At 62.1% G+C, this 25,534-nt stretch carries 30 protein-coding genes; 17 read left to right on the top strand and 13 right to left on the bottom strand.

All coding sequences use genetic code 11. The annotated features are described in order from the left end of the window. Nucleotides 1-43: 43 nt before the first annotated feature. The 5 genes from yajC to B5525_RS32430 are packed head-to-tail and all read left to right on the top strand — an operon-like array spanning nucleotide 44 to nucleotide 4,389. Complete coding sequence (gene yajC, locus B5525_RS32450) at nucleotides 44-409, top strand: preprotein translocase subunit YajC (protein WP_079569802.1); 366 nt, start codon at nucleotides 44-46, stop codon at nucleotides 407-409. A 47-nt stretch (nucleotides 410-456) separates the two neighbouring features. Next, on the top strand, nucleotides 457-2,055 hold the full coding sequence (gene secD / locus B5525_RS32445) for a protein translocase subunit SecD (protein ID WP_079569800.1): 1,599 nt from the start codon (nucleotides 457-459) through the stop codon (nucleotides 2,053-2,055). Nucleotides 2,056-2,071: 16 nt separating this feature from the next. Then, a complete protein-coding gene (secF, locus tag B5525_RS32440) occupies nucleotides 2,072-3,085 on the top strand; it encodes a protein translocase subunit SecF (protein ID WP_079569799.1) in 1,014 nt (337 codons plus the stop codon). A gap of 45 nt (nucleotides 3,086-3,130) precedes the next feature. Beyond that, nucleotides 3,131-3,526, top strand: coding sequence for an Mth938-like domain-containing protein (locus tag B5525_RS32435; protein ID WP_079569797.1), 396 nt, complete (start codon nucleotides 3,131-3,133; stop codon nucleotides 3,524-3,526). Next, nucleotides 3,523-4,389 (top strand): phytoene/squalene synthase family protein, encoded by an 867-nt coding sequence (locus tag B5525_RS32430; RefSeq protein ID WP_079569796.1) that lies wholly within the window; start codon nucleotides 3,523-3,525, stop codon nucleotides 4,387-4,389. Before B5525_RS32435 ends, B5525_RS32430 begins: the two co-directional genes overlap by 4 nt. Before the next feature lie 124 nt (nucleotides 4,390-4,513). Here the strand turns inward: B5525_RS32430 and B5525_RS32425 are convergent, their stop codons facing one another. From B5525_RS32425 to B5525_RS32415, 3 genes are all read right to left on the bottom strand, one after another. Then, nucleotides 4,514-5,644 (bottom strand): AMP-binding enzyme, encoded by a 1,131-nt coding sequence (locus tag B5525_RS32425; protein ID WP_079574079.1) that lies wholly within the window; start codon nucleotides 5,642-5,644, stop codon nucleotides 4,514-4,516. A 7-nt stretch (nucleotides 5,645-5,651) separates the two neighbouring features. Next, nucleotides 5,652-7,085, bottom strand: coding sequence for a methylenetetrahydrofolate--tRNA-(uracil(54)-C(5))-methyltransferase (FADH(2)-oxidizing) TrmFO (gene trmFO / locus B5525_RS32420; RefSeq protein WP_079569794.1), 1,434 nt, complete (start codon nucleotides 7,083-7,085; stop codon nucleotides 5,652-5,654). 89 nt (nucleotides 7,086-7,174) lie between these two features. Then, nucleotides 7,175-7,327: a DUF1127 domain-containing protein gene (locus B5525_RS32415; protein WP_016846063.1), complete on the bottom strand. Its 153-nt coding sequence runs from the start codon at nucleotides 7,325-7,327 to the stop codon at nucleotides 7,175-7,177. A gap of 956 nt (nucleotides 7,328-8,283) precedes the next feature. On the opposite strand from B5525_RS32415, the gene B5525_RS32410 reads away from it, so the two are divergent. Then, the gene (locus B5525_RS32410; protein WP_244567665.1) at nucleotides 8,284-8,667 is read left to right on the top strand and encodes a hypothetical protein; all 384 of its coding nucleotides are present in this window, start codon (nucleotides 8,284-8,286) and stop codon (nucleotides 8,665-8,667) included. A gap of 73 nt (nucleotides 8,668-8,740) precedes the next feature. Here B5525_RS32410 and B5525_RS32405 read toward each other — a convergent pair whose 3' ends face one another. After that, nucleotides 8,741-9,556: a lytic murein transglycosylase gene (locus tag B5525_RS32405; protein WP_079569791.1), complete on the bottom strand. Its 816-nt coding sequence runs from the start codon at nucleotides 9,554-9,556 to the stop codon at nucleotides 8,741-8,743. 211 nt (nucleotides 9,557-9,767) lie between these two features. Continuing rightward, nucleotides 9,768-10,673, bottom strand: a complete 906-nt coding sequence (locus tag B5525_RS32400; protein WP_079569790.1) for a DUF2189 domain-containing protein — start codon at nucleotides 10,671-10,673, stop codon at nucleotides 9,768-9,770. 402 nt (nucleotides 10,674-11,075) lie between these two features. Here B5525_RS32400 and B5525_RS32395 point away from each other — a divergent pair, with 402 nt between their 5' ends. Continuing rightward, complete coding sequence (locus tag B5525_RS32395; RefSeq protein WP_079569788.1) at nucleotides 11,076-11,486, top strand: DUF3597 domain-containing protein; 411 nt, start codon at nucleotides 11,076-11,078, stop codon at nucleotides 11,484-11,486. A 74-nt stretch (nucleotides 11,487-11,560) separates the two neighbouring features. On the opposite strand, the gene B5525_RS32390 is transcribed toward B5525_RS32395, so the two are convergent. Beyond that, on the bottom strand, nucleotides 11,561-11,728 hold the full coding sequence (locus tag B5525_RS32390) for a DUF1127 domain-containing protein (protein ID WP_079569786.1): 168 nt from the start codon (nucleotides 11,726-11,728) through the stop codon (nucleotides 11,561-11,563). Between the two features lie 212 nt (nucleotides 11,729-11,940). On the opposite strand from B5525_RS32390, the gene B5525_RS32385 reads away from it, so the two are divergent. Beyond that, nucleotides 11,941-12,732: a fumarylacetoacetate hydrolase family protein gene (locus B5525_RS32385; protein ID WP_079574077.1), complete on the top strand. Its 792-nt coding sequence runs from the start codon at nucleotides 11,941-11,943 to the stop codon at nucleotides 12,730-12,732. Nucleotides 12,733-12,840: 108 nt separating this feature from the next. Here the strand turns inward: B5525_RS32385 and B5525_RS32380 are convergent, their stop codons facing one another. The 3 genes from B5525_RS32380 to B5525_RS32370 all read right to left on the bottom strand — a co-directional run bounded on the left by B5525_RS32380 (nucleotide 12,841) and on the right by B5525_RS32370 (nucleotide 14,014). After that, entirely contained in the window at nucleotides 12,841-13,119 is a 279-nt protein-coding gene (locus B5525_RS32380) for a GNAT family N-acetyltransferase (protein ID WP_079569784.1), read from the bottom strand. A 74-nt stretch (nucleotides 13,120-13,193) separates the two neighbouring features. Next, nucleotides 13,194-13,469, bottom strand: a complete 276-nt coding sequence (locus tag B5525_RS32375; RefSeq protein WP_079569783.1) for a GNAT family N-acetyltransferase — start codon at nucleotides 13,467-13,469, stop codon at nucleotides 13,194-13,196. An 11-nt stretch (nucleotides 13,470-13,480) separates the two neighbouring features. Beyond that, nucleotides 13,481-14,014, bottom strand: coding sequence for a DUF3828 domain-containing protein (locus tag B5525_RS32370; protein WP_079569781.1), 534 nt, complete (start codon nucleotides 14,012-14,014; stop codon nucleotides 13,481-13,483). A gap of 92 nt (nucleotides 14,015-14,106) precedes the next feature. Between B5525_RS32370 and B5525_RS47350 the strand changes: the two genes are divergently transcribed. The 7 genes from B5525_RS47350 to B5525_RS32340 all read left to right on the top strand — a co-directional run bounded on the left by B5525_RS47350 (nucleotide 14,107) and on the right by B5525_RS32340 (nucleotide 19,295). Continuing rightward, complete coding sequence (locus tag B5525_RS47350) at nucleotides 14,107-14,235, top strand: hypothetical protein (protein WP_276328815.1); 129 nt, start codon at nucleotides 14,107-14,109, stop codon at nucleotides 14,233-14,235. Between the two features lie 109 nt (nucleotides 14,236-14,344). Next, complete coding sequence (locus tag B5525_RS32365) at nucleotides 14,345-14,545, top strand: hypothetical protein (RefSeq protein ID WP_079569779.1); 201 nt, start codon at nucleotides 14,345-14,347, stop codon at nucleotides 14,543-14,545. 47 nt (nucleotides 14,546-14,592) lie between these two features. Further along, complete coding sequence (locus B5525_RS32360; protein WP_079574075.1) at nucleotides 14,593-16,251, top strand: acyl-CoA synthetase; 1,659 nt, start codon at nucleotides 14,593-14,595, stop codon at nucleotides 16,249-16,251. After that, the gene (locus B5525_RS32355) at nucleotides 16,251-17,126 is read left to right on the top strand and encodes a PCC domain-containing protein (RefSeq protein WP_079569778.1); all 876 of its coding nucleotides are present in this window, start codon (nucleotides 16,251-16,253) and stop codon (nucleotides 17,124-17,126) included. The genes B5525_RS32360 and B5525_RS32355 overlap by 1 nt, the downstream gene beginning before the upstream one ends. Nucleotides 17,127-17,270: 144 nt before the next feature. Continuing rightward, the gene (locus B5525_RS32350) at nucleotides 17,271-18,056 is read left to right on the top strand and encodes an AAA family ATPase (protein WP_079569776.1); all 786 of its coding nucleotides are present in this window, start codon (nucleotides 17,271-17,273) and stop codon (nucleotides 18,054-18,056) included. Nucleotides 18,057-18,110: 54 nt separating this feature from the next. Beyond that, a complete protein-coding gene (locus tag B5525_RS32345) occupies nucleotides 18,111-18,893 on the top strand; it encodes an AAA family ATPase (RefSeq protein ID WP_079569774.1) in 783 nt (260 codons plus the stop codon). Nucleotides 18,894-19,049: 156 nt separating this feature from the next. Further along, nucleotides 19,050-19,295, top strand: a complete 246-nt coding sequence (locus tag B5525_RS32340; RefSeq protein WP_154073579.1) for a hypothetical protein — start codon at nucleotides 19,050-19,052, stop codon at nucleotides 19,293-19,295. Nucleotides 19,296-19,643: 348 nt separating this feature from the next. Here the strand turns inward: B5525_RS32340 and B5525_RS32335 are convergent, their stop codons facing one another. After that, a complete protein-coding gene (locus tag B5525_RS32335) occupies nucleotides 19,644-20,069 on the bottom strand; it encodes a hypothetical protein (RefSeq protein ID WP_154073578.1) in 426 nt (141 codons plus the stop codon). A 49-nt stretch (nucleotides 20,070-20,118) separates the two neighbouring features. After that, a complete protein-coding gene (locus tag B5525_RS32330) occupies nucleotides 20,119-20,553 on the bottom strand; it encodes a nuclear transport factor 2 family protein (RefSeq protein ID WP_079569770.1) in 435 nt (144 codons plus the stop codon). Nucleotides 20,554-20,811: 258 nt separating this feature from the next. Between B5525_RS32330 and B5525_RS32325 the strand changes: the two genes are divergently transcribed. Then, nucleotides 20,812-20,982, top strand: a complete 171-nt coding sequence (locus B5525_RS32325) for a type II toxin-antitoxin system RelE/ParE family toxin (protein WP_079569768.1) — start codon at nucleotides 20,812-20,814, stop codon at nucleotides 20,980-20,982. Between the two features lie 5 nt (nucleotides 20,983-20,987). After that, entirely contained in the window at nucleotides 20,988-21,275 is a 288-nt protein-coding gene (locus tag B5525_RS32320; protein ID WP_079574073.1) for a HigA family addiction module antitoxin, read from the top strand. A 54-nt stretch (nucleotides 21,276-21,329) separates the two neighbouring features. Here B5525_RS32320 and B5525_RS32315 read toward each other — a convergent pair whose 3' ends face one another. Then, a complete protein-coding gene (locus B5525_RS32315) occupies nucleotides 21,330-22,394 on the bottom strand; it encodes a hypothetical protein (RefSeq protein WP_154073577.1) in 1,065 nt (354 codons plus the stop codon). Continuing rightward, nucleotides 22,391-25,381 carry an excinuclease ABC subunit UvrA gene (gene uvrA, locus B5525_RS32310; protein ID WP_079569765.1) on the bottom strand — a complete coding sequence of 997 codons (2,991 nt, stop codon included), beginning with the start codon at nucleotides 25,379-25,381 and terminating at the stop codon, nucleotides 22,391-22,393. Before uvrA ends, B5525_RS32315 begins: the two co-directional genes overlap by 4 nt. Between the last annotated feature and the right edge of the window lie 153 nt (nucleotides 25,382-25,534).

Raw genomic sequence — 25,534 nt, 5'->3', positions numbered from 1 at the left:
CTCACTTCCTGTTCCACTTGCCCGTTTCACGAGGATCGTCCGAATGCTGATTACACCTGCGTTTGCCCAGGCTGCGGGGGCCGGCGACACCAACAGCATGTTGATGTCGCTGCTGCCTTTCGCGCTGATCTTCGTGATCATGTATTTCCTGATTCTGCGGCCGCAGCAGAAGAAGGTGAAGGACCACGCCGAACTCGTGAAGAACATCCGCCGCGGCGACACCGTGGTGACGACGGGCGGCCTCGTCGGCAAGGTCACGAAAGTGGTCGATGACGACCAGATCGAATTCGAAATCTCGGAGGGTGTCCGGGTGCGGCAAATGCGGCAGATGATTTCGGGCGTGCGCGCCAAGGGCGAGCCGGCGAAGGACAAGAGTGAGTCCGTCAAGGACGAGACGTCCGCGAGCTAGCTTTCCCTTTAAGCGCCGCATTCTCCTGAATCTGACGGGTCAACTCGATGCTGTATTTCACGCGGTGGAAGGCGCTGGCGATCATCCTCACGGCGCTGGTCGTGTGCCTTTGCGCCGTTCCGAACTTCTTCCCCGAATCGACCGTCAAGGGCTGGCCGGCATGGGCGCAGCGCCGGCTGGTGCTCGGCCTCGACCTGCAGGGAGGCTCCTACCTCCTGCTCGAGGTCGATTCCAACTACGTCAAGAAAGAGAAACTCGACCAGATCCGCGACGACGTGCGCCGGGCCCTGCGTGAGGCCAAGATCGGCTATACCGGCCTCGCCTCGCGTCCCGACAGCGTCGAGGTTCGCGTCAAGGATACCGATCTGCAGACCGCGCTGACCAAGCTGCGGGAGCTGTCGCAGCCGCTCGGCGGGCTGCTCGGCTCCAACGGCCAGCGCAGCATGGAAATCAGCGATGCCGGCGGCGGCCTGATCCGCCTGGCGGTCCCGCCGGCGGCCATCACCGAGCGCGTCCGCCAGACCATCGAACAATCGATCCAGATCGTCGAGCGCCGTATCAACCAGCTCGGCACCGTCGAACCGGTGATCCAGCGGCAGGGTGCCGACCGCATCCTGGTGCAGGTGCCGGGGTTGCAGGATCCGACCCGCCTGAAGGAGCTCCTGGGCAAGACCGCCAAGATGGAATTCCGCATGGTCGATACCACCGTGCCGCCGGATCAGGCTCAGGCGGGCAGGGTGCCGCCCGATTCCGAAGTGCTGATGAGTTCGACCTCGCCGAAGATCCCTTATGTGATCAAGAAGCAGGTGCTGGTCTCCGGCGGCGATCTGACCGACGCGCAGCCCGGCTTCGACCAGCGCTCGGGCGAGCCGATCGTCAGTTTCCGCTTCAACACCTCCGGCTCGCGCAAATTCGCGCAGGCGACGTCCGAGAATGTCGGGCAGCCCTTTGCGATCGTGCTCGACAACGAAGTGATTTCCGCCCCCGTGATCCGCGAACCGATTACCGGCGGTTCGGGGCAGATCTCCGGCAGTTTCACCGTGCAGCAGGCCAACGATCTGGCGATCCTGCTGCGCGCCGGCGCGCTGCCGGCGCCGCTGACCGTGATCGAGGAGCGTACCGTCGGTCCGGGGCTCGGTCAGGATTCGATCGAGAAGGGCGAACTCGCCGCCTATGTGGGCTCGATCCTGGTCATCGTCTTCATGCTCCTGACCTACCGACTGTTCGGCGTGTTCGCCAACGTCGCGGTCGCGATCAACGTCGCTATGATCTTCGGCGTGCTGTCGCTTCTGAACGCCACGCTGACCCTTCCCGGCATCGCCGGCATCGTGCTGACGGTCGGCATCGCCGTCGATTCGAACGTCCTGATCTATGAGCGCATCCGCGAGGAATTGCGCGGCGGCCGCAACGCGATTTCGGCGATCGACGCCGGTTTCAAGCGCGCGCTGTCGACGATCCTCGATTCCAACATCACCACCTTCATCGCCGCCGCCGTCTTGTTCTATATCGGCACCGGACCGGTGCGCGGCTTCGCCGTGACGCTCGGCATCGGCATCATCACCACGGTTTTCACCGCGTTCACCCTGACCCGCCTGATCGTGGCGACCTGGGTGCGGGTGAAGCGGCCGCACAGCGTGCCCATTTGAGACATCGGAGCTGGCTGTGACTCATTTGGTTCTGATCGGACTGGGCATCGTGATCGCCGTGCTGACGGTGGTCAGCTGCTTCGGCTGGCTGCCGTCGCTGCGAATCGTACCCGACAACACGCATTTCGACTTCACCCGCTTTCGCCGCATCAGCTTTCCGATTTCGGCGCTGCTTTCGATTTTTGCGATCACGTTGTTCTTCACCCACGGGCTGAACTTCGGCATCGACTTCAAGGGCGGCACGCTGATGGAGATCAGGGCCAAGTCCGGCGCGGTCGATATCGGCGCGATGCGCGCCACCCTCGGCGGCCTCGGACTTGGCGACATCCAGTTGCAGCAGTTCGGCGGGCCCGACGAAGTCCTGATCAGGGTCGCCGAACAGCCCGGCGGCGATGCCGCCCAGCAGGACGCGGTACAGAAAGTCCGCGGCGCGCTCGGCGATGCCGTCGATTATCGCCGCGTCGAAGTGGTGGGGCCGCGCGTTTCCGGCGAATTGCTCGCCTACGGCATGATCGGCCTGATGCTCGCGATCCTTTCGATCCTGATCTACCTCTGGTTCCGGTTCGAATGGCAGTTTGCGCTGGGCGCCATGATCGCCAACGTGCACGACATCGTGCTGACGATCGGCTTCATGTCGATCTCGCAGGTCGATTTCGACCTCACCAGCATCGCCGCGCTTTTGACGATTCTCGGCTATTCGCTCAACGACACCGTCGTGATCTATGACCGGATCAGGGAAATGCTGCGGCGTTACAAGAAAATGCCGATGCCGCAACTGCTCAACGAGTCCATCAACTCGACGCTGTCGCGCTCCATCATCACCCACGTCACGGTGACGCTGGCGTTGCTGGCGCTGCTGTTATTCGGCGGCCCGGCCATCCACAGCTTCACCGCAGTCATGATGTTCGGCGTGGTGCTGGTCGGCACCTACACCTCGATCTTCATCGCAGCCCCGATCCTGATCTATCTTGGCGTCGGCATCCACAGGGCCGACGCGCCGGAAAAGCCGGAAAAGCCAGCGAAAAAGTAGCGGGGCATGATCCCGAAAGGTGGGAACCGGTTTTCGGACAAGATCATGCCTAAACCAACCCCGAGCCACTCCGACGCGCCGCATCTTCCGAGGTCCGCTCCGATCGAGGCCTACGGCAATGGCGGCTTTGCCTTTGCCGATATGTCGCATCGGGGCTCGCTGCTGTGCCTGCCGGATGCGATCTGGGCCTGGCCGGTCACCGCGCCCGATGAGATCAACCGGGCTTCGCTGGAGCGAGTATTCGCCGCGGCCAATAGCATCGATACGCTGATCATCGGCACCGGCACCGGGGTCTGGCTGCCGCCATCCGATCTGCGCCAGGCGTTGCGCGCGGTCAGGGTCGTGCTCGACGCGATGCAGACCGGACCTGCGATCCGCACCTACAACATCATGATGGGCGAGCGGCGCCGGGTCGCCGCGGCCCTGATCGCGGTGCCATGAGCCGCGCGGATGGGCTTCTGCAAGACGCGGAGTTCTGCGCCGACCTGGTGCGTAGCCACGATTTTGCCCGCTACGCATCGACGCTGTTCGTGCCGGCCGAGCAGCGCCGCGCGCTGCTGGCGATCTACGCCTTCAATGTCGAGGTTTGCCGCGTTAGGGAGATGGTGAGCCAGCCGCTGCCGGGCGAGATCCGCCTGCAATGGTGGACCGACATGCTGGCGGGCGAGGGCCATGGCGGCGTCGAGGGCAATCCGGTGGCGGCCGAACTCAATCTTGCGATCCAGAACTGCGGTTTGCCGGTCGAACTGCTGTCGCGGCTCGCCGACGAGCATCAGTTCGATCTCTACAACGATCCGATGCCGACGATGGCGGCGCTTGAAAGCTATGTTCAGGATACCACCTCGGCGCTGTTCTCGCTCGCCGCTCGCGTCGCCGGCTGGCAATCCCCCGATATCGAGCATCTCGCGCGCCACGCCGGATTGGCGCAAGGCATCGCCCAGGTGATCGCGGCGTTGCCGCTGGACGCCGCGCGGCGTCAGTTGTTCGTGCCGCAGCAATTGCTGGAGCGGCACGGTAGCCGCATGGAAGAGATGTTTGCGGGCAAGACAACTCCAAATTTGCGTGCGGCGCTGAATCAGCTGATCGGCGAAGCAAGCGGGCATCTGGACACTGCGTTGACGCTGCTGCCGGGCGTGCCGCCGGAGGTGAGGCCGGTGTTCCTGCCGCTGGCGGGGGTGGCGCGCGAACTCTCGCGGATGGCGCGCGGGGACACCGATCTCTTCAGGCCCCACGTGACGTCGAGGTTGCGGACGCTATGGACGCTGTGGCGGGCGTCGCGGTCGCGGGTGTTTAGAGGCGGTTGACAAGAGCTTCCCGAGTTTTTTGGCGTACCGCTAGCGTCCTAGAAGGTCGTCATACTCCGCGAAAGCGGAGTATCCTGTACATCGCGGCTTCTCGATTGAATCTCATCGTCTCTGGAATATTGGATCACCCGCCTTCGCGGGTGACGACGTTTGAGGATGGTCCTTGTACCAAATCCGCCGCCTCGAAATTGAACCGGTCCCGCAAATTCTTGCGCTGCTCGAGGATTTCCTTGAGGAACGCGCGGTCGGTATCGCTGTACATCATCGGCTCGATCAGATCGAGCTGGTTCATGGCGACGAGTTGAAGGATTTCGGTGCGGGACTTGCCGCTCGCGTCGCGCGGCAAGGCCCGCACCACCTGAATATGCTCCGGCGGTTTTGGACCTTTCGCCGCGGTGAGTTCGCTGCGCAGTTGTGTTTCCAGCGCAGTCCGGTCGGCCTCAACGAAGGCATAGAGCCCGACCCCGGTGCGGCGGTCGGCGAAGGCGACGATGGCGACATCGCGGACGTCGGGGTTCTTCCGGATCAGGTCGAGCAGCATCGGCGCGTCATTCACCAGCCGCCGCCCGCCGCCTTCTCGGTCGGTGAAATTGAACAGGCCGCGGGTGATGGCGCGGTAGACTTTCTTTCCGGTCATGAGCCAGAGGCTGGCGACAAAGGATTTGCGCGCCAGAATCTTGCGCTCCTTCGGCGTCAGCGCGCCCGGCGCGTAACTGCGCTTGTGCTTCAGGAGATGCCGCAGATCCTCATAGGCCGCGATCCGGAACAGCCGGCCGCGGGTCTTGAAGCAGGCGGCGAGCTGGAAGTCGGTGAGATAGGCGCGGCCGTTGCTGCCGCGCAGCCAGTTCTGTTCCTTGGCGAGATCGTTATGGCAGATGCCGGCGCGGTGCAGCCTGCGCAGCGCCGCCTTGGCGGAGCGAAAATAGGCAACGTCGCCGGACGGCTTTGCCAGATGCAGCGCGACCCCGTCGATGAAGCCGCGCACCAGCGCCTGGCGGCCGGCCCACAACAGTTCCGGTCCGACCTCGAGGCCGCGCGCCAGCGCCAGCGCGCGGCGTTCGCGGCCGAACAGATGACGCGCCGGGAGATAGGACCACCACGGCACCTGGTCGAGCCGGCGCAGCACCGCATCGACCTCGCCCTGATCGCCGCGAAAGCGGCCGCGTTCAACGGTCGAAAACACGTCGCGCTTCAACAGCACGCCTTCGATCCAGCGCGCCGACAGCACAGCGGCGTCGTCTTTTGGCAAACTCATGAGCCGCTCACGCTGCCGCAGCAATGTGCAGATTATCGGCAATCCAGCGATCGAGATCGACCAGCGCGCGGGCGCTGATCGCCTGTTTCTTGGCAACCGTCTTCTCGTTGCCGCGCAGCCGCGAACCGTCAGGCTTCTTTGTCGGCGGACCGGCGAGCGGCGGAAACAGCCCGAAATTGATGTTCATCGGCTGAAACGAGCGCGTGCCGGGCTCGATGGTTTCGATATGGCCGCCGGTGATGTGGCCGAGCAGCGATCCCAGCGCGGTCGTGGCCGGCGGCGGCGCCAGCGTTGTCGAGCGTGCTTCGGCCGCGGCATAAAGACCGGCGATCAGCCCGATGCTGGCGGATTCCACATAGCCTTCGCAGCCGGTCATCTGCCCGGCGAACCGCAGCCGCGGCTCGGCGCGCAGTCGCAGCTGTGCGTCCAGAAGCTTCGGCGAATTCAGGAAAGTATTGCGGTGCAGGCCGCCAAGGCGGGCGAATTCGGCGTTTTCGAGCCCGGGGATGGCGCGGAAAACGCGTTGCTGCGCGCCGTGCTTCAGCTTGGTCTGGAAGCCGACCATGTTGTAGAGCGTGCCGAGCCTGTTGTCCTGGCGCAGCTGCACGATGGCATAGGCCTTCACGGTCGGGTCGTGTGGATTGGTGAGGCCGACCGGCTTCATCGGGCCGTGACGTAGCGTCTCGTGACCGCGCTCGGCCATCACCTCGATCGGCAGGCAGCCGTCGAAATAGGGGGTGTTGGTCTCCCACTCCTTGAAGTCGGTCTTCTCGCCGGCGAGCAGCGCGCCAACGAAGGCGTCGTATTGCTCTCTGGTCAGGGGGCAGTTGATGTAATCGGCGCCAGTGCCGCCGGGACCGACCTTGTCGTAGCGCGACTGGAACCACGCCGCCGACATGTCGATGGAATCCTTATGCACGATCGGGGCGATCGCGTCGAAAAACGCCAGCGCGTCCTCACCCGAGAGTAGGCGGATGGCATCCGCCAGCGGCGCCGAGGTCAGGGGCCCGGTCGCAACGATGACGTTGCGCCAGTCCGCAGGCGGTAGGCCGTCAATCTCGGTGCGGCGGATGTCGATCAGGGGATGGTCCTGCAGTGCGGTGGTAACGGCTGCCGAGAACCCGTCACGGTCCACCGCCAGTGCGCCGCCGGCGGGAACCTGGTTGGCATCGGCCGCGCGCATGATCAGCGAGCCCAGCCGCCGCATTTCGGCGTGCAGCAGCCCAACGGCGTTATTGGCGGCGTCATCGGAGCGGAATGAATTGGAGCACACGAGTTCGGCAAGACCGTCGGTGCGATGCGCTTCCGTCATCCTGATGGGACGCATCTCGTGCAGCGTAACGGGGATGCCGGACTGCGCGACCTGCCAGGCCGCTTCCGAGCCGGCAAGGCCGGCGCCGACGATGTGCACGGACTCAGTGTGGGATTTGGTGCCTGTCATGGGCACAGAGGTAGCGCGTACTGGCAGATACGACAACGCCCGCGGCAGAGGCGGGCGTTATCCGTTCGGAAAGTCAGTCGATAGAACGATCAGCCGTTATAGGTACCGGCGGCAACGCGCGGAATGTCCGAACGATCGAGGCCGATATCGGCCAGTTCGCGATCGCTGAGCTGGGACAGTTCGCTGACATTGCGCTGATAGTCCCGGAACGCCTGGATCATGCGAATGAGCGAGAGCAACATGGTAGTCTCCTTGAATTGACGATTCAGCTCTTGGAAGCAGCGTGATCGTTGAAGTGAATATAGGTCAAAGTTCCTAGTCTCGAAAGCTCAAATGGTGCGGTGCAGCTAAGCTCACAGCGCATGGCGCTGGTAAGAAACGATTAAGCCTTCAGCATAGCTGCCCAAGGAAGCCGCCGCGACTGTCTTAAGGCGGCCCGGAACATCCGAGATCGCCCATATAATCACGTTATTGTCGCATCGGCGACACAGAAATCGACGCCGATCGAGATGGCTCCGCCTCTCCAAAAGCAAGTCTTACTATGAAAAGTGGGGGCTGGCGGAGCCTTCTGCTAGGGCACCAGCCTAGTCCTCTCATGCGCGATTCGCATGCAATCAACCATTTATGAACTGTAACTCATTATTTATACCGCAACGCGGTATCTGTCCAGGTTTCGGGTCCGATCTAGGGCTGGTTCCACACTCTTTCCGACCGGGACGGTAAGATCGTGGGAAGTCCTCCTGCTCCGCAGGCCAACACCCGGGGTGGTCCTCCCGGGGTCGCGAGGCGCCGGATTTTAATCCTAGCGGATGATGAGCTTTCGCTAGATCAATTTTTCCGCGGGCTCCACTCACCTCTCCCATCGGGCCCCATCGGGAGAGGTCGGCGCGTAGCGCCGGGTGAAGGGTTACGGTCCTTTGTTGGACCTGCACCCCTCACCCGATTTGCTGCGCAAATCGACCTCTCCCCGATGGGGCCCCGATGGGGAGAGGTGAACATAACCCGGGCTGACCGACTGAATCAAAACTCATCCCGCCCTAGGCGGCACAACATGCGACAGCGCGCGATCGATCGGAGGCGATCCGGGCGAGGCGAATTACGCTCAAGCGTTATTGCGGATGCCCATCTCCGGCCAAGCTGCATCGCAGATGGATTCCTTACCAAGGTGTAATGCAAAGGCGTCGTTCTGCATGAGGCTTTGCATCAGACGCTCATCACATTTTTATCGCGCGAAATTCATTCCGAAACTCCGCTCCAGTCAGCGATCAATTGTCGCACAGGCGCCGGCAATGATGCCGAGTCTGTCTTACGAAATGGGGAAAGTAACATGATTAATAAGTTACTCGGAGCAGCCGCAATGGCTGCCGTTATCTACTCGACGGTTCCCGCATCTGCAGCCAGCATGGTCGGCTGCAGTGGCGCTAATTTGGAGAAGACCGAAACCGCGATCGAAGCCATGGCCGATGGCGATGGCAAGTGGGTGGCGGAGAAGGAAGTCGCGATGGCGCAATCCGCGATGCTCGATGGCAAGATGGGTGCTTGTGCAGCGCATCTCAGCAAGGCGATGCACGCGGCAAAGTAAGCCTCGCGCACGGGGGCCGGTTGCGCCGGGCGATCGGCCCTTCAGGCGCGGTATGGGGTAGATTCAAAAGAAATCAGGGTGCATGCGCGAGCTGGCTCGCGAAATAGGCGACCGTCTTTGCATAGACTTCGCTCTTGTTCCATTGCTGGATCACGTTGAAATTCGCGCTGCCGGGCTCCCAGTCCTTGCCGCGCTGCCAGCCGTAGCTGGCGAGATAGTTCGCGGTCGATGCCAGCACGTCGGGTGCGCTGTGCAGGAGATCACGGCGGCCGTTACCGTCGAAATCGACCGCGTATTTCAGATAGGACGACGGCATGAACTGGGTCTGCCCGATTTCACCGGCCCAGGCGCCGCGCATTTCCGACGGCGCCAGGTCGCCACGCTCGATGATTCGCAGCGCATCCATCAGTTCGCCCCGGAAGGTCTCGGCGCGCCGGCAATCGTAAGCCAGCGTGGCCAGCGAGCGGATGGTCGGGAATTTTCCGGTGTTGACGCCGAAATCCGTCTCCAGCCCCCAGATCGCCACCAGCACTTCGCCGGGGACGCCGTAGCTCTGTTCGATGCGGCTGAGCACGGAGCCATACTGCTTCATCATATTGGCGCCGCGGGTGAGGCGGGGAGGGACCATACGGCCGGAGAACTCCTCGAAACTCTGACTGAAAACCTTTTGTGACCGATCCCGCGACAGCACCGCCTGATCCGGCGCCACGCCGTTCAGGCCCGAGGCGATCGCGGATTGGGAAATTCCCTTGGCCGCGGCGTCAGCCTTGAAGTCGTCGAGCCAGGACGCAAAGCTGCCGGTACCGCAGGTCGCCGCGAACGCCGGCACTGCGGATATCGTCAGCACGGCGCCCACAACGAAGGCTCGCAATCGCAAATGAGGGGTCATCGGGACCTCTGGTCCGAAATGATTCTCGAATGAAGGACGTTTCCCCGACGATTCGAAATGTCCTTGGTAACCGCGGCCAAAACAAGGCCCGCCGGGAACCGTGGGGTCACCCGCAATTTGATGTGATCAAAGGAATCAGCGCTCCATAACCGCGCAAAAGCCGCCGGCCGGCAAATGACCGGCGGCCTGTCGCTCTGCCCTTCCAGCAGGCCTATGCGCTGTCCTTGCGCCGCCATGGGAACAGATTGGCCGGAAAATCCGCCGCGGGCCGCCGTTCGCGATGCGGCCGGAGCGGGATCGGCCGTGGATTGGGATCCGGCGCGATCACCTTGCGATAGAGGTGCCAGGTGGCGTGGCCGAGCAGCGGAATGACGACGGCCAGCCCGACGAACAGTGGCAGCGATCCCAGGACCAGCAGCAGCGCGACGATCAATCCCCACGCCGCCATCGGGACGGGGTTTCGCGCTACGACTCGCAGCGACGTCACCATGGCGTCGCCGATTCCGGCTTGACGGTCGAGCATCAGCGGGAACGACACCACGCTGACGCACAGCGCCACCAAGGCAAACAGAAAGCCGACGCCGCAGCCGACCGCGATCAGCCACCAGCCCTGCGGGGTCGTCAGCACGCGGCCGGCGAAGTCCGGAATATCCGCCGCCGCCTGGTATCCAAACGCCGCGACGTAAATTTCCTGCGCAGTCGCCACCCAGGTCACGAACAGCGCCAGCAATAGCACGCCGAGCCCGAGCATCGCTCCGAACGAAGGCGAGCGCAGCACCTCGACGGCATCGAAGGCGGAAGCGGATTCGCCAGCCTCGCGGCGGCGGCTGAGCTCATAGAGACCAAGCGCCGCGAACGGGCCGAGCAGGGCGAAGCCCGCGGCCAGCGGGAACAACAGCGGCAGCACCGAATAGCCGAGCACCGTGCGCGCCAGCACGAGCCCCAGCACGGGATAGATCACGCAGAGGATGATGGCATGGCTTGGTACCGCCTTGAAATCCTCCCAACCAAGCCGCAGTGCCTGGTGCAGATCGGACAGGGCGATGGTGCGGATGATAGGCGCGGCCGCGCCGTCCTGCGCCAATGAGGTGGCATTGCCGGGATAGGGTGTCGCCATGCTCGTTATCTCCCTTGCCGCTGGCTGCCGGATTTGGCGCCGGTCAAGCGCGCAAGCGGCGGCTCTTGGATGCGATCACGATCAGGCCAGACGCGAAAACAGGAAACCGAAGCTGGGCATGTCGCGAACTGAGTTGTCAGCGTACTCCGATTCAACCGCACCGTGGCTCACGCTTCGGTGATGCTGCGTCGTGTCAGCATGGAACGCTGTTGCGCCGTCATTCAGTCGTCATTGCGCCGCGCGTAATCAATTTCCGCCACTTCGTTTACTGCGGCTGCGCGCTGCATTGGCAAGCCCGTTGGGGCTGGCTACACTTCGCGCAAGCCGGTCCGGTGCTGCCGGTAATCGAGAAAAGTGCCGCTTGAGCCTTCACCACTTCTTCACATGGATAGGGAGCGAACGATGAGCATTTTCGGCAAAATCATGAGCGCGATCTTTGGCTCGAAGGCCGCCGCGACGCCGGCAAGCGGAGGTGCTGCTGCAGGCGGGGCGGCTACAAGTGGATCGGGCGCCGCACCTTCGTCGGCACCGGCAGCGCCGGCCGCGCCCCCACAATCCGTCGATGTAGCGGCTATCGTGGACAAGGCGGCCGCCGCCAAGGGCGAGAAGCTGGCATGGCGGACCTCGATCGTCGATCTGATGAAGGCGCTCGATATCGATTCGAGCTTCACGGCGCGCAAGGAGCTGGCGAAGGAGCTCGGCTACACCGGCGACAGCAACGATTCCGCCAGCATGAATATCTGGCTGCACAAGCAGGTGATGGCGAAACTGGCCGCGAACGGTGGCAGGCTGCCGCCCGAAATCAAACATTGATCTGCCGGTCGCAGCCAACATCAAGGCCCGCGCTCGCGCGGGCCTTTTTTGCAAGCGCTGGAGTGCAAGGCGATTTAGTGCTGTGCCCGGTGCGCGGCCGCAGTCCAGGCAACTGCACGTAGCTCGCTGCGATTAAGGCCGATGTCGCTCAAGGTGCGGTCGTCCAGTTCGATGATGCTGGCGAGCTGCGAGCGATAGCGAAAATATCGCCCGGCGGCATCGAAAAGAAATGCGATAAGCATGACCCGGTTTCCCCAAACATGATCCTGATGTGATGATGGACTTTGGTCGCATTGCCGCGTTAACGGGAAATTGCTTTGCATCAAGAGCATGCGCGTTCCCGTAGTCTTACGGGCGCTTTGCGGGCGCCGTGCGAACTGCCTTGCCGGAGGTAACCCCGCGAGGCTAGATACGTGCGCGACCAAGAAAAGCAGGAAATGCAGGGAGTATGACCATGAATAGCCTCGATCGCCGGACTGTCCTCGCCTCGGGCGCGCTGGCCCTGGCGGGCGCGGCGACGCAAAGCGCTCCGGCGCAAGCCCAAACCGGCGCAAAGCCGATTTTTTCGCTGCCTGCGATCACGATCCCGATTGTCGGCGAGGAGGGAGTCTTTCCGGTCCGCCGCATCTATTGCATCGGGCGCAACTATGCCGCGCATGCGATCGAGCGTGGTTCCGACCCGACGCGGGAGCCGCCGTTCTTCTTCCAGAAACCGACCGATGCGATCCAGAACGTCGCGATCGGCGCCGTCGCGGACCACACCTATCCTTCGCTCACCAAGAACTATCACCATGAGGTCGAGCTGGTGGCGGCGCTGAAATCAGGCGGCAGCAATATTTCGCCGGATCAGGCGCTCGACCACGTCTACGGCTATGCGCTCGGCCTCGACATGACCCGGCGCGACCTGCAGAATGGCATGGCGGCGGAAAAGAAGCCGTGGGAAATCGGCAAGAGCTTTGATCACGCCGCGGTGCTCGGCCCGATCCATCCGGTTTCGAAGACCGGACATTTCACCAAGGGCGCGATCTCGCTCGCCGTCAACGGCACGGTCCGGCAGAATTCTGATCTCGACAAGATGATCTGGAGCGTCGCCGAGCAAATCGCAAAACTGTCGGAGGCGTTCGAGCTGAAGGCCGGCGATATCATCTATTCCGGCACGCCGGAAAATGTCGGCCCGGTCGTGAAGGGCGATGTGCTGTTGTGCAAGCTGCAAGGCCTGCCGGACATGTCGATCCAGATCGTGTGAGGGGCTTTGACGTCATTCCGGGGCGCGCATTGGCGCGAACCCGGAATCCGGAAGTTATCGGGATTCCGGACGCTTTGCGTCGCCCCGGAATGACGGATGGTGCGGTGCTCACCCCACCAGATCCGCGAACTCCGGATGCTTGTGCAGATAGTCCACCACAAAACCGCAGCCGGCGATCACCTTCAATCCATCGGCGCGGATCAGGTGCAGTGCGCCCTTGACCAGATCCGAGGCGATGCCGCGGCCGCGCAGGCCCCGCGGCGTCTCGGTGTGGGTGATGATGACGGCCGACGGCGTCAGGCGATAATTCGCGAACGCCAGCCCGCCCTCGGCATCGAGCTCGAAGCGGGAGAGGAGTTTGTTGTCGCGGACGCGGCCTGTCGTCATGATCTCGATTCCCGACCTTGAGGGTTTTCGGTCCGACATTTAGGTCGGTGAACCCTCGGATGCAAACCGGTGAGCTAGCCACTCAGCAAATCGGCATAGTCGGCATGCTTCTCGATGAAGGCCTTCACGAACGGGCACTGCGCGATCACCTTCAGGCCGTCGGCCCGCACCTGGTCCAGCGCGCCTCGGATCAGTTTCGAGCCAACTCCCTTGCCGCCGAGTTCCGGCGGCACTTCGGTATGGATGAACGTGATGACTCCGTCGGCGAGCTTGTAATAGGTCGCGGCAATGTGGCCGTCGACCGCGAGTTCGTAGCGGTGATGGTCCCGGTTGTTGATGACTTCACTCATGGCCTGTCGCCTCAGCTTTTCAGGGATTCGGTCAGCATGCCACGGATCGACCACGGCTCGCCGTCGCTGGCGCCGGAGATATCGTCGATCTTCCATTGGCCGTCGTCGCGCATGAAAATGTAGCGGATAGCATTGTCGGCCGGATTCTTCCTCGGCGCCCCGCGGCCGACGATGGTGACGGCAATGACCGCCTTGTCGGCCTCGAGCTTCTCGGCGGTCACGCTGAACGATTTCACATCGGGCTCCTGTGAATTGGTGACGGGGTCGAAATCGATCGGCCCGACGTCGCCCTTCGGCGTATGGGCATCGGCCTTCGCCCACAGCGCCACCAGCGCTTTCGACAGATATCTCGCCCTGGCCGCCTTGTTCTCGATGATGAAGGCGCCGCCGCCATCGCCCTCGCCCTTGGCGGCGCGGGCGTAGACGGCATTGACGATGGCAACGGGATCGTTCGCCAATGGGGGTGCCGCGCGGGCGAACCGCGACAGGGCCGCGGCTGAAAGGCCGGCGGTGCCGGTCAGAAGGAGCGTTCGGCGGGTGATCATGAAGGTCCTCAAATCAGTTACGGCGTGCTTATAGACGAGAATCCGTGCTTGGATCACCTTCGTGAGCGCAAAATCACCGCCGGGAGATCATTATGGCCAATGAAAAGGGCCCCAACCCAAAGAAAAAGCAGAAGTGCAAGAATTGCGAGGGCAAGGGCCTGCTGAAGAAGGGCGACAAGGTCGTCAAATGCCAGCGCTGCGGCGGGACCGGGGTACGGTGATTTCGCTTTCGGGGCCGCTCTTGCGGGGGGCCGCGGGTTGGCGATAAACAGGCCCAAAAGCCGGCGGGCGGGTAAAACGCCGTTCGATGTGTCTCAAGAGGAAACCTCCATGAAGCTCGTGCTCACCTTGCTTGGTGTTGTCCTGCTTGTCGTTGCCGCCGTCTACTTCCTGCTGCCGGCGGATCAGCTGCCGGGCTTTTTCCCCGGGCATGAGGCCGGCGTGGCGCGGATGCATTACAAGCACGGCATTGTCTCCGGCGTCGTCGGCATCGTGCTGCTGGCGGCCGGCGTCTGGATGGGACGGCGGTGACGGCGGAGCCGATCGCCCTGGCGGCGCCCACGGGCGGCCTGAGCCGGATGTCGCGCCGGGTAATGAATCTGGCGCATCTCGTCACCCAGAACGCGCGCCGGCACGGCGACCGCCCGGGCCTCATCTGGGGCGACAAATCCTGGACCTGGCGCGAGATCGACGCCTGCGTCTCGGCACTGGCGGCCGCACTTGCCGCGCGCGGTATCGGCAAAGCCGACCGCATCCTCGTCCATTCCAAGAATGGCGACGAGATGTTCTGGTCGATGTTTGCGGCGTTCCGGCTCGGCGCGGTCTGGGTGCCGACCAATTTCAGGCTGATGCCGGACGAGGTGGCCTGGCTCGCCACCGCCTCCGGCGCCAAGGCGTTTCTCTGTCACGGCGATTTTCCCGACCATGCCGCCGCCGTCGAAGCCGCGAGCCCGGCACTCGCCTTCACCTGGCGGATCGGCGAGGGCGCCTTCGGCGAGAAATCCGTCGGCGAGGCGATCGCCGCGCAGGCGGGCGCCAAGGTCGAAAACGCAGGGGTTGAGTACGACGATCCCTGCTGGTTCTTTTTCACCTCGGGCACCACGGGCCGCTCCAAGGCGGCGGTGCTGACCCATGGCCAGATGGCCTTTGTCATCACCAATCATCTCGCCGACCTCATGCCCGGCACCAGCGAGAACGATGCCTCGCTGGTCGTCGCACCTTTGTCGCATGGCGCGGGCATCCACCAGCTCGTGCAGGCCGCGCGCGGCGTGCCGACCATCCTGCTGCCCACCGAGCGCTTCGATATCGACGAGGCGTTCCGGCTGATCGAACGCCATCGGGTCAGCAACATCTTTACCGTGCCGACCATTCTGAAAATGATGGTCGAGCATCCCGCCGCCGATCGCTACGATCATTCTTCGCTGCGCCATGTGATCTACGCCGGCGCGCCGATGTATCGCGAGGACCAGAAGGCCGCGCTGAAAAAGTTCGGCCATGTGCTGGTGCAGTATTTCGGCCTCGGCGAAGTCACCGGCAACATCACCGTGCTGCCGCCGGCCCTGCACGATCCCGAGGACGGCCCGCAGGCGCGGATCGGTACCTGCGGCTTCGAGCGCACGGGCATGCAGGTCTCGATCCAGGCCGACGATGGGCGCGAATTAAAACCGTTCGAGACCGGTGAGATCTGCGTCATCGGCCCCGCCGTGTTCGCGGGTTACTACGACAACCCCGAGGCGAATGCCAAAGCCTTCCGCGACGGCTGGTTCCGCACCGGCGATCTCGGCCACATGGACGACGAGGGTTTTGTCTATATCACCGGCCGCGCTTCCGACATGTACATTTCCGGCGGATCCAACATCTATCCGCGCGAGGTCGAGGAGAAGATCCTCACCCATCCCGCGATCGGCGAGGTCGCGGTGCTCGGGGTACCCGATCCCGTGTGGGGCGAAGTCGGCGTCGCCGTCTGCGTCGCGCGCGAAGGTGCCGCCCCTGTGAGCGAGGCCGAGATGGCCGGCTTCCTCGCACCAAAAGTGCCGCGCTACAAAATGCCGAAGCGGTTTTTCTTCTGGGAGGAGCTGCCGAAGTCGGGCTACGGCAAGGTGCCAAAACGGCTGGTGCGCGACGAGCTCGAAGCGCGCGGGCTGCTCGACATTTCAATAGACAAAGCGTTTTCAAGCGAAGTGGGTACCGGTTCGCGGGAAGAAAACGCGTCAAAAAATAAAAGCCAAACCGGCTGATGCGCAGCATCCAACAGCCCGGTCCGCCCGCACCGGAGCGCATCCAGTGGGTGGAAGCGCGCGGCCGCGCCTTTTCCTTCCTGCTGCAGGCTGGCCTGCCGCTCTTGGAAGCCGCGCGCCGCGGGTTTGCGGCCGAAGGTTTTGCCGGCGGGGTCCTGAACATCAGGGACGGGGCGCTGGGTCCGCTTGCCTATGTGATGCCGGCGCTATCGAAGACCGGCGAGAACGCGGCGTTCTACAGCGACACGTTCCGTCCCGACAGAATCACCCGGCTCAAAATGGGCGCGATGACTTTTGGCGTACGCGACGGCGCGCCGTTCTTCCATTGCCACGCGCTGTGGCGCGAGGCAGACGGCCGCGCCGGCGGCGGGCATATCCTGCCCGAGGAGACCGTGGTCGCCGAACCGTTCGAGGTGGAAGCGTTCGGTCTCGATGGCGCGATCTTCACGGCCGAGCCGGACGCGGAGACGAGGTTCAAATTGTTCGGTCCGCTCCCCAGCGCGCTCACCGATGCGAAGACGACCAGCCGCGCCTTCGCGCTGCGGCTACGGCCGAACCAGGATGTTGCCGCCGCGCTGGAAGGCTTCTGCCGGCAGCACGGGATCATGCGCGCCCGGCTGCGCGGCGGCGTCGGCTCGACCATCGGCGCGCGCTTCACCGATGGCCGCAGCGTCATCCCGTTCGCGACTGAACTCGCAATCCGCTCCGGCAGCGTTGCACCCCACGCCGACGGCACGCTGGTGGCCGAACTCGATATCGCGCTGGTCGACTATCTCGGCGGCCTCGCCGAAGGCCGGCTGGTGCGCGGCGACAATCCCGTGCTGATGACGATGGAGCTGGTGCTGGAAGTGCTGGGCGAGGGGGCGGACGCGTAGGGTGAACCTCTCTCCGCGGGTCGACTTTCGAATTCACTGCCATCGCTCAGCGGAACCCACTTCCCCGAGCCTAATGTTCCTGCTATGTTCTAGCTGAGGTCGTGATCGCTGGCGGCCGCGACGCGGCACGGAGCGGGGGGAAGCATGGCCTCAAGACGCAATCGCACCATCGATATGTCCGCGCCGTACCTCCGGCGCGTCTGGCTCGATCCGTCTGATATTACCGACCGCGCGGCCTATCCGTTCTGCCTGCCGTTCCTGCGTGACGATTTCGAACTCAACTTCGACCGGCCGATCACCATCATCGCCGGCGAAAATGGCACTGGCAAATCCACGCTGCTGGAAGGAATCGCCGTGCTCGCGGGCTATGACGAGGCCGGCGGCGGCAAGGGGCATCGGCCGGTCGACCACTCCAACGCGCTGGAGGTGATGGGAGGGGAACTGTCCGAGGCGCTGCGCGCAAGCTGGCTGCCGAAGATCACCAATGGCTGGTTCTTCCGCGCCGAGACCTTCTTTTCCGTCGCCAGATATCTCGACGCGGTCGGCAGCGATGCAGATTTCCTCTCCCATTCGCACGGCGAGGGTTTTATGCGCTTCTTCCAGGAGCGCTGCCAGCGGCAGGGCATCTTCATCTTCGACGAACCTGAGTCCGCGCTGTCGCCCGCGCGTCAAATGGAATTTCTAAAACTGATGCGGCGGATGGAGGATTCCACGATCTGCCAGATTGTGATGGCTACCCACTCGCCGATGCTGATGGCCTATCCCGGCGCGCGGTTGCTGCGGCTGTCGAAATACGGCCTGGAGCCCGTCACCGTCGAGCAGACGGATCATTACAAGGTGATGCGGGAATTCTGCGCCGATCCGGTTGGATTCGTCGAAGCGGTGATCGACGAATGGACGCCTCGTCGCCGGGAGGACGATCGGTTCTGATGGCACTAGAACTGGCGCCTATGGCGGAGTGATCGCCGGCGCGGAGCGGGGACCATGGCCTCAAAACGAAACCGTACCATCGACATGCCGGCGCCGTACCTGCGGCGCGTCTGGCTCGATCCCGCGCGCATCGCCGATCGTGCAGCCTATCCATTCTGCCTGCCGTTCCTGCGCGACGATTTCGAGCTGAGTTTCGACCGGCCGATCACCATCATCGTCGGCGAAAACGGCACCGGCAAATCCACCTTCCTCGAAGGCATTGCCGTATTGGCTGGCTATGACGAGGCGGGCGGCGGCAGGGGCTATATGCCCGTCGATCACTCCAACGCGCTCGAGAAGATGGGCGGAGAACTGTCGAAGGCGCTGCGCGCCGGCTGGCTGCCGAAGATCGCCAACGGATGGTTCTTCCGCGCGGAAAGTTTTTTCTCGGTCGCGAGATACCAGGACAAGGTCAATACCGAATACATTCCCGGCGTTCCCACGGGCACCCCGCCGGACTATCTCTCGCATTCGCACGGCGAGGGCTTTTTGCGGTTCTTCGAAGAGCGCTGCAAGACCCAGGGCATCTTCATCTTCGACGAACCGGAATCCGCGCTGTCGCCCGCACGGCAGATGGAATTTCTGAAACTGATGCGGCGGATGGAGCAATCCACGATCTGCCAGATCGTGATGGCCACGCACTCGCCAATGCTGATGGCCTATCCCGGCGCGCGGCTGTTGCGGCTCTCGAAATACGGCCTGGAGCCCGTGACCGTCGAGCAGACGGATCACTACAAGGTGATGCGGGAGTTCTGCGCCGATCCAGCGGGGTTTGTGGAGGGCGCGATCGCGGAGTGATCGCTAGCGCTTTGCCACTTTGGCAATATTCGCCGTGGCAATGACAAACCCGCCGCGGCATGGCGAGGATGTAGCCGAAGGTTGAGGAGGAGTGCCGGTTATGCTAAAATCTACAACGCTCCAGGGGGGATATCCATGATCTCAGAGGAGCTAACCATGAGCATGACCAAGAGCATTCTTGTCAGTCTTGCAATCCTAACTCTCTCCACTTCTGTCGCTTTGGCCGCGCATCGGACGCATCGCCAGTCGATGAACGCAATGGCCGCTGTGAGTGAGTCTGCCGCCGTCTGGACGGGCGGGGTGAGTAACAGCGACCGCGAGATGTATATGCGAAATCTCCACGACTCCGGATATAATTTGAAGAACAACTTCAACGCGAGCGGGAACCTGGTGGCGAATTAGCCCCGGTCTTGTTGTCCATCTTCGGCTCCCCTCGCGCTGGGATGACAGCATCTTGGGGAAGAGTTGTTTTTGCGTTTAGCGAGCCTAAGCGCTCCTGAAAGTCGCGTCGCAACTGCGCCTTGATGCGCTCGGGCATGCCGGCTCTCCGCGACGCGGCGGCAGGTGCGTTCAGGACCGCGGTACGCCGTTTCCCCGAAAGGTCGCGGCACCTCAGGCGCTGCGAGTACGGCTCTTCTTTTTCTTCCCGCCAGGACCATCGTGCGTGTCGGACATTCAAACTCGCACGTACAAATGATGAAGTGCCGCTTGGGAAATAGCGGCATACGCTCCGCTATTCCGTCCAACGGGCTATCGCAACTTGCGCACGTGAATATTGATGTCGAGATCGATATTGCTGACGCAAGTTTGCGAACTGCGATGAGAACGTCCCTCGTACCAGGCTCCGTTACGCGCGCGGGCATTTCTGACATCGGCCAGCCTCAGCCACCGCCATTGCGGTAGCTTGCCGCTACTTTCTCCGGCAAATTGCCACGCCAGTACGGCTTCCTCGCCACGCTTGTTGGTGCCCAGGATATGAGGGCACAATTCGCGATGGCGGCCTTCATATGTGCAGACCACCTGTTGTTCGGCCAGGATCGCATTGCGGAACAAAATGTAAGTCGGGCTGGGCATTTGGATAGAGAGTCCGATCCCCGAAGCGCCCGATGTCGGGCTGATATGCGCTACCGTGCTCAAGAACTGTAGGGCGCAATAGCGAAGCGTATTGCGCCGCATGACAGATTACGAAAGCGGCGGAATACGCTCCGCTATTCCGCCCTACAAACTACACTTGCTGCACCGTCAGTGCATTCCAGGCCGCGAGAGAGTCCATGTAGTCTCTCCAGTGCGCGATTTTCCGGTTTTCAATCCTGATAATTGAGCAGAAGCGATTGTTGTATTTGGCGTCTGTGGCGAGGATCTCGCCGTGGACCTCGTATTCGATGACGACGAAACGACCATCGTCTGTCTTGTGGGTAATCAGTCGATCGGCGGATTGAAGCGCGATGCCGTCGACATAGCCCCTGAACTGGGCCATCAGGTCAGCCCGACCCCGGACAACGCGATGCCAGCCGGGGAAGTCGTAGCGGACCTCGTAAACGAGGTCGTCGGCTACGATGTCGAAGAAGTGCTCGCCATCAACAAGGTCGCCCAGCGCCCCTCGAACCAGGTTGAAGTAAGGGTCGGCGCCCTCGTAGGCAGCGTATTTCGGATTCGGCATTCCGGACTCTCCGTGCGCTTCGCAAGGTTGCTTGCAGAAGGAGAGCTACATATAAATCGGAAGCTTGCTTCGAAGAAGAAGGCACTTTGAGATTATCGCTCTAACACCGAGGTAAGCATTGCGCTGCATGGGCGGGCTTCGAAACAGGCGGAATACGCTCCGCTATTCCGGCCTACGCGCTACGCCGATCCGGTGGAGTTTGTGGAGGAAGGGATGGCGGAGTGAGAACTGGCTGGGCACGGGGCGGAGAAAGGACCGATGCAGCGGCCTAACGATCTCAGTCCATTGAAAAGAGTTGGTTTACACAAACTCAAGGGCGAACGCAGGAGACAATGGGCAATGACGGTCAACGAGCGCTGGCGTATCTGTTTCGAATTCCAAAAGGGCGATGCTCACGAAGTTGAAATCGTAGATTACCACAAAGGTTGATCATCATGCCTCCTGTCGTACATCCCGGCCGTCTGCTGAAGCGCGAACTGGCAGCCCGCAGGCTCAGCGCCAACCGCTTGTCGCTCGATATCGGTGGGCCGTCGGGCCGGGTCACCGATATTCTCAATGGTCGACGCTCGATCACGGCTGACACGGCGGTGCGTCTTGGACGTTATTTCGGCAATGGTGCACAGTTCTGGCTCGACTTGCAGGGCCAATACGACATCGGCGTCGTCGAGCGGGAGAAGGGCGCCGAGATTGCGAAGCGCGTGAGGCCGGCAGACGCAGCATAGGGCGGCCGGCGAACGAAAACAGGCGGAATACGCTCCGCTATTCCGCACTACGGGCTAACCTTTAAAGACAGTGTTGAAATGAAGTTCGGTCAAATCCCTTGAAATTACAAATCGAAGAAGCAGCACGAGCATTCCGATTGCAAACAGCTGACTGTTGTATTCCTCGTCAAATCGCTTTTTGCTTTCCTCTTCGTGACTTCGAAAGAACGATCGTATTTGTCGATCGCCGTGAACCATTCTCGAACGGAAACTGTACGAATCGGCAATCATTTTCGAGAGCCAAGGGAAATCAATTGTGTCGACGAAAAGTGCGCCGAGTTTTTCCCTGAGTTGCCCCATCGAAGATCGGCCACCTTCCACCAGAAGCGCCTCGATTCCGGCAAGCGCCCAAACGAGGTCGGACAATTCGTCGTTTCGATAATTATTAACAAACAACCTTGTGAAGTAATTTAGTGCACGCGATGCTGGCGTATCACTGTATCCGTCGAAAATTCCGTTCTGAGCGAATGTCCAATTGATGACTTTATTTAATTTTAGATCGAGTTCTGGAAATGCATTCTTCTCCCTCAAGAATTCAATCGACTCGTGGATCTCAGATAAGTAGAGACGATCGGTTCCGTACTCAGAACCATCTTGTATCCAAACATTCTGCGTTGGCCGGATTGCACCCTCATAGGCAATCGCTAATGCGCAGAAAAAGCTTTGAATTGTAAGCTCTAGATCCAGCGATAGAGAAGACCTCCAATCTGCGATTGATTGTTCTATCGTTCGCGAAATTCTCGCGCCTGTTTGATCGACCAAGAAAAATCGCTCTTGGCCCGGAAATGCGAACGTGGCCGAAAACTCCAAGACACGATCACCAATTTGCAGAAACGGAGATTTGCTGAAGTGCCGCTTCTTTTGACTGGCCGTGCAAGGTCGAGCAGTGATAGCCAACAATTCGCCGTTATGCGTAAAGCTATCCCTTATCGGAATGGTTCTTTTCGATCCCAAATCCTCGAAGAACTTATGATAGAGGTTTGAAGCCGACTCCGAATCTATCCGAAGCGGAGGACTAAGGGCATAGATCGCCTTTAGCTTAGTCGTAGTCTGCACGACCTCGCTGGACGTCTGACTCACTCCGCCGCCTCGCTCGCCCCACTCTTCCGGGGCTTGCCCGCCTTCGCCAGCACCGGCGCCAGGAATTTGCCCGTATAGCTCCGCGGCGCCTTGACGATATCTTCCGGCGGGCCCCAGGCGACGATTTCGCCGCCGCCGTCGCCGCCTTCGGGGCCGAGATCGATCACCCAGTCGGCGGTTTTTATGACTTCGAGATTGTGCTCGATCACGACAACCGTGTTTCCCTGCGACACCAGCTCGTGCAGCACTTCCAATAGCTTTGCCACATCGTGGAAATGCAGACCGGTGGTCGGCTCGTCCAGGATGTAGAGCGTGCGCCCCGTGGCGCGCTTCGACAGCTCCTTTGCGAGTTTGACGCGTTGCGCCTCGCCGCCGGAAAGCGTCGTGGCCTGCTGGCCGACATGGATGTAATCCAGCCCGACGCGGTGCAGCGTCTTAAACGTTTCGCGGACGCGCGGCACCGCCTTGAAGAATTCGGCGGCTTCTTCCACCGTCATGTCCAGCACGTCGGCGATCGACTTGCCCTTGAACAGCACTTCCAGCGTCTCGCGGTTGTAGCGCTTGCCCTTGCAGACATCGCAGGTGACGTAGACGTCGGGCAGGAAGTGCATCTCGATCTTGATCACCCCGTCGCCCTGGCAGGCCTCGCAGCGGCCGCCCTTGACGTTGAACGAGAACCGGCCGGGCTCGTAGCCGCGCGCCTTGGCTTCGGGGAGCCCTGCAAACCACTCGCGGATCGGCGTGAACGCGCCGGTATAGGTCGCCGGATTCGAGCGCGGGGTACGGCCGATCGGCGACTGGTCGATGTCGATGATCTTGTCGATATGTTCCAGCCCCTCGATGCGATCGTGCGGCGCTGCGCCCTCACTGGCATTGTTGAGTTTGCGCGCGATCGCCTTGTAGACCGTGTCGATCAAGAGCGTCGACTTGCCACCGCCGGAAACGCCGGTGACGCAGGTGAACAGCCCCAGCGGAATCTCCGCCGAGACGTTCTTCAGATTGTTGCCGCGGGCGTTGATGACCTTGATGGTGCGGCGATGGTTCGGCGGCCGCCGCTCGGGGATCGCGACCGACAATTCGCCGGTGAGGTATTTGCCGGTCAGCGACTTCGGATTGTTCATGATGTCGGCGGGCGTGCCTTGCGCCACGATATGGCCGCCATGCATGCCGGCGCCGGGGCCGACGTCGACGACGTAATCGGCGAGGCGAATGGCGTCCTCGTCATGCTCGACCACGATCACGGTATTGCCGAGGTCGCGCAGCCGCTTCAGCGTCTCCAATAGCCGTGCATTGTCGCGCTGGTGCAGGCCGATCGAGGGCTCGTCCAGCACATAGAGCACGCCGGTCAGCCCCGAGCCGATCTGGGAGGCAAGCCGGATGCGCTGGCTCTCGCCGCCGGACAGTGTGCCGGAGGCGCGCGCCAGGGTCAGGTAGTTCAAGCCGACATCGAGCAGGAACGAGAGCCGCTCGCGGATCTCCTTCAGGATGCGTGCGGCAATCTCGTTCTGCTGGGCGTTGAGCGCCTTCGGCACGGTCTCGAACCATTCGCCGGCGCGGCGCACCGACAATTCCGAGATTTCGCCGATATGCTTGCCGCCGATCTTGACACACAGCGCCTCCGGCTTCAGCCGGTAGCCGTGGCAGGCCTCGCAGGGGATGTCGGAGAAATATTTCGCCAGTTCCTCGCGCGCCCACTCGCTCTCGGTCTCGCGGAAGCGGCGGTTGATGTTGGTGATGACGCCCTCGAAGGGCTTCTTGGTGTCGTAGGAGCGGACGCCGTCTTCATAGGAGAACTTGATCTCGTCGTCGCCGGAGCCATGCAGGATGGCGTTCTGCGTCTTCTTCGGTAGGTCCTTCCACTTGGTATCGAGCGTGAACTTGTAGAATTTGCCGAGCGCGGTCAGGGTCTGGACGTAATAGGGCGAGGACGATTTCGCCCACGGCGCGATCGCGCCCTTGCGCAAGCTCAACTCCTTGTCGGGAATGACCAAATCCTCGTCGATATGCTGCTCGACGCCGAGGCCGCCGCAGGCCGGGCAGGCGCCATAGGGATTGTTGAAGGAAAAGAGCCTGGGCTCGATTTCCGGAATGGTGAAGCCGGAGACCGGGCAGGCGAATTTCTCCGAGAACAGGATCCGCTCGGGCCCGCTCTTGTCGTGGATTTTTGCGGTCTTCTTGTCGGACTTCTTCTCGTCGGCCTTTTTCTCGTTGCCGGTAGCGGCCGGCGCGTCGGCATATTCGATCACCGCGAGGCCTTCCGCGAGTTTCAGCGCCGTTTCAAAACTTTCCGCCAGCCGCTGGCCGATGTCGGGCCGCACCACGATGCGGTCGACCACCACGTCGATGTCATGCGGAAATTTCTTGTCGAGCGTAGGCGCTTCCGCCAGTTCGTAGAAAGTGCCGTCGATCTTGACCCGCTGGAATCCCTTCTTGAGGTATTCGGCGAGCTCCTTTTTGTACTCGCCCTTGCGGCCGCGCACGACCGGCGCCAGCAGGTAGAGCCTGGTGCCCTCGGGCAGCGCCAGCACGCGGTCGACCATCTGCGAGACGATCTGGCTCTCGATCGGCAAGCCGGTGGCGGGCGAATAGGGCACGCCGACGCGCGCCCACAACAGCCGCATGTAGTCGTAGATCTCGGTGACGGTGCCGACGGTGGAGCGCGGATTTTTCGACGTCGTCTTCTGTTCGATGGAAATAGCGGGTGACAGGCCGTCGATCTGGTCGACATCCGGCTTCTGCATCATCTCCAGGAACTGGCGCGCATAGGCCGACAGCGATTCGACATAGCGCCGCTGTCCCTCAGCATAGATGGTGTCGAACGCCAGCGAGGATTTGCCGGAGCCGGACAGCCCTGTGAACACGACCAGTCTGTCGCGCGGAATTTCCAGATCGACGTTCTTGAGATTGTGCTCGCGCGCGCCGCGAATCGTTATCGCGCGCATCGAGGAGCCGGTCTGCTGGCGCTTCGCCCTGATCACTTCATCCATGTCGGCATTTCCAGACGCTTTCAGACGCGCCGCGTTCAGGCGCGCATCCTCGGAGCTTAAGGGCCGGGGAAATGACGCCAATGGGTGAACTCGGAACGTAGGAAGAACGGAGCGGGATTTCCAGTGTCAGTTGCGAACCATCAACGGTTTGTT

The organism is Bradyrhizobium erythrophlei (genome assembly GCF_900129505.1).
GTDB lineage: Bacteria > Pseudomonadota > Alphaproteobacteria > Rhizobiales > Xanthobacteraceae > Bradyrhizobium > Bradyrhizobium erythrophlei_D.
The sequence above is the reverse complement of the archived record's forward strand: the minus strand, read 5'-3'. Positions and strand labels throughout refer to the sequence as shown.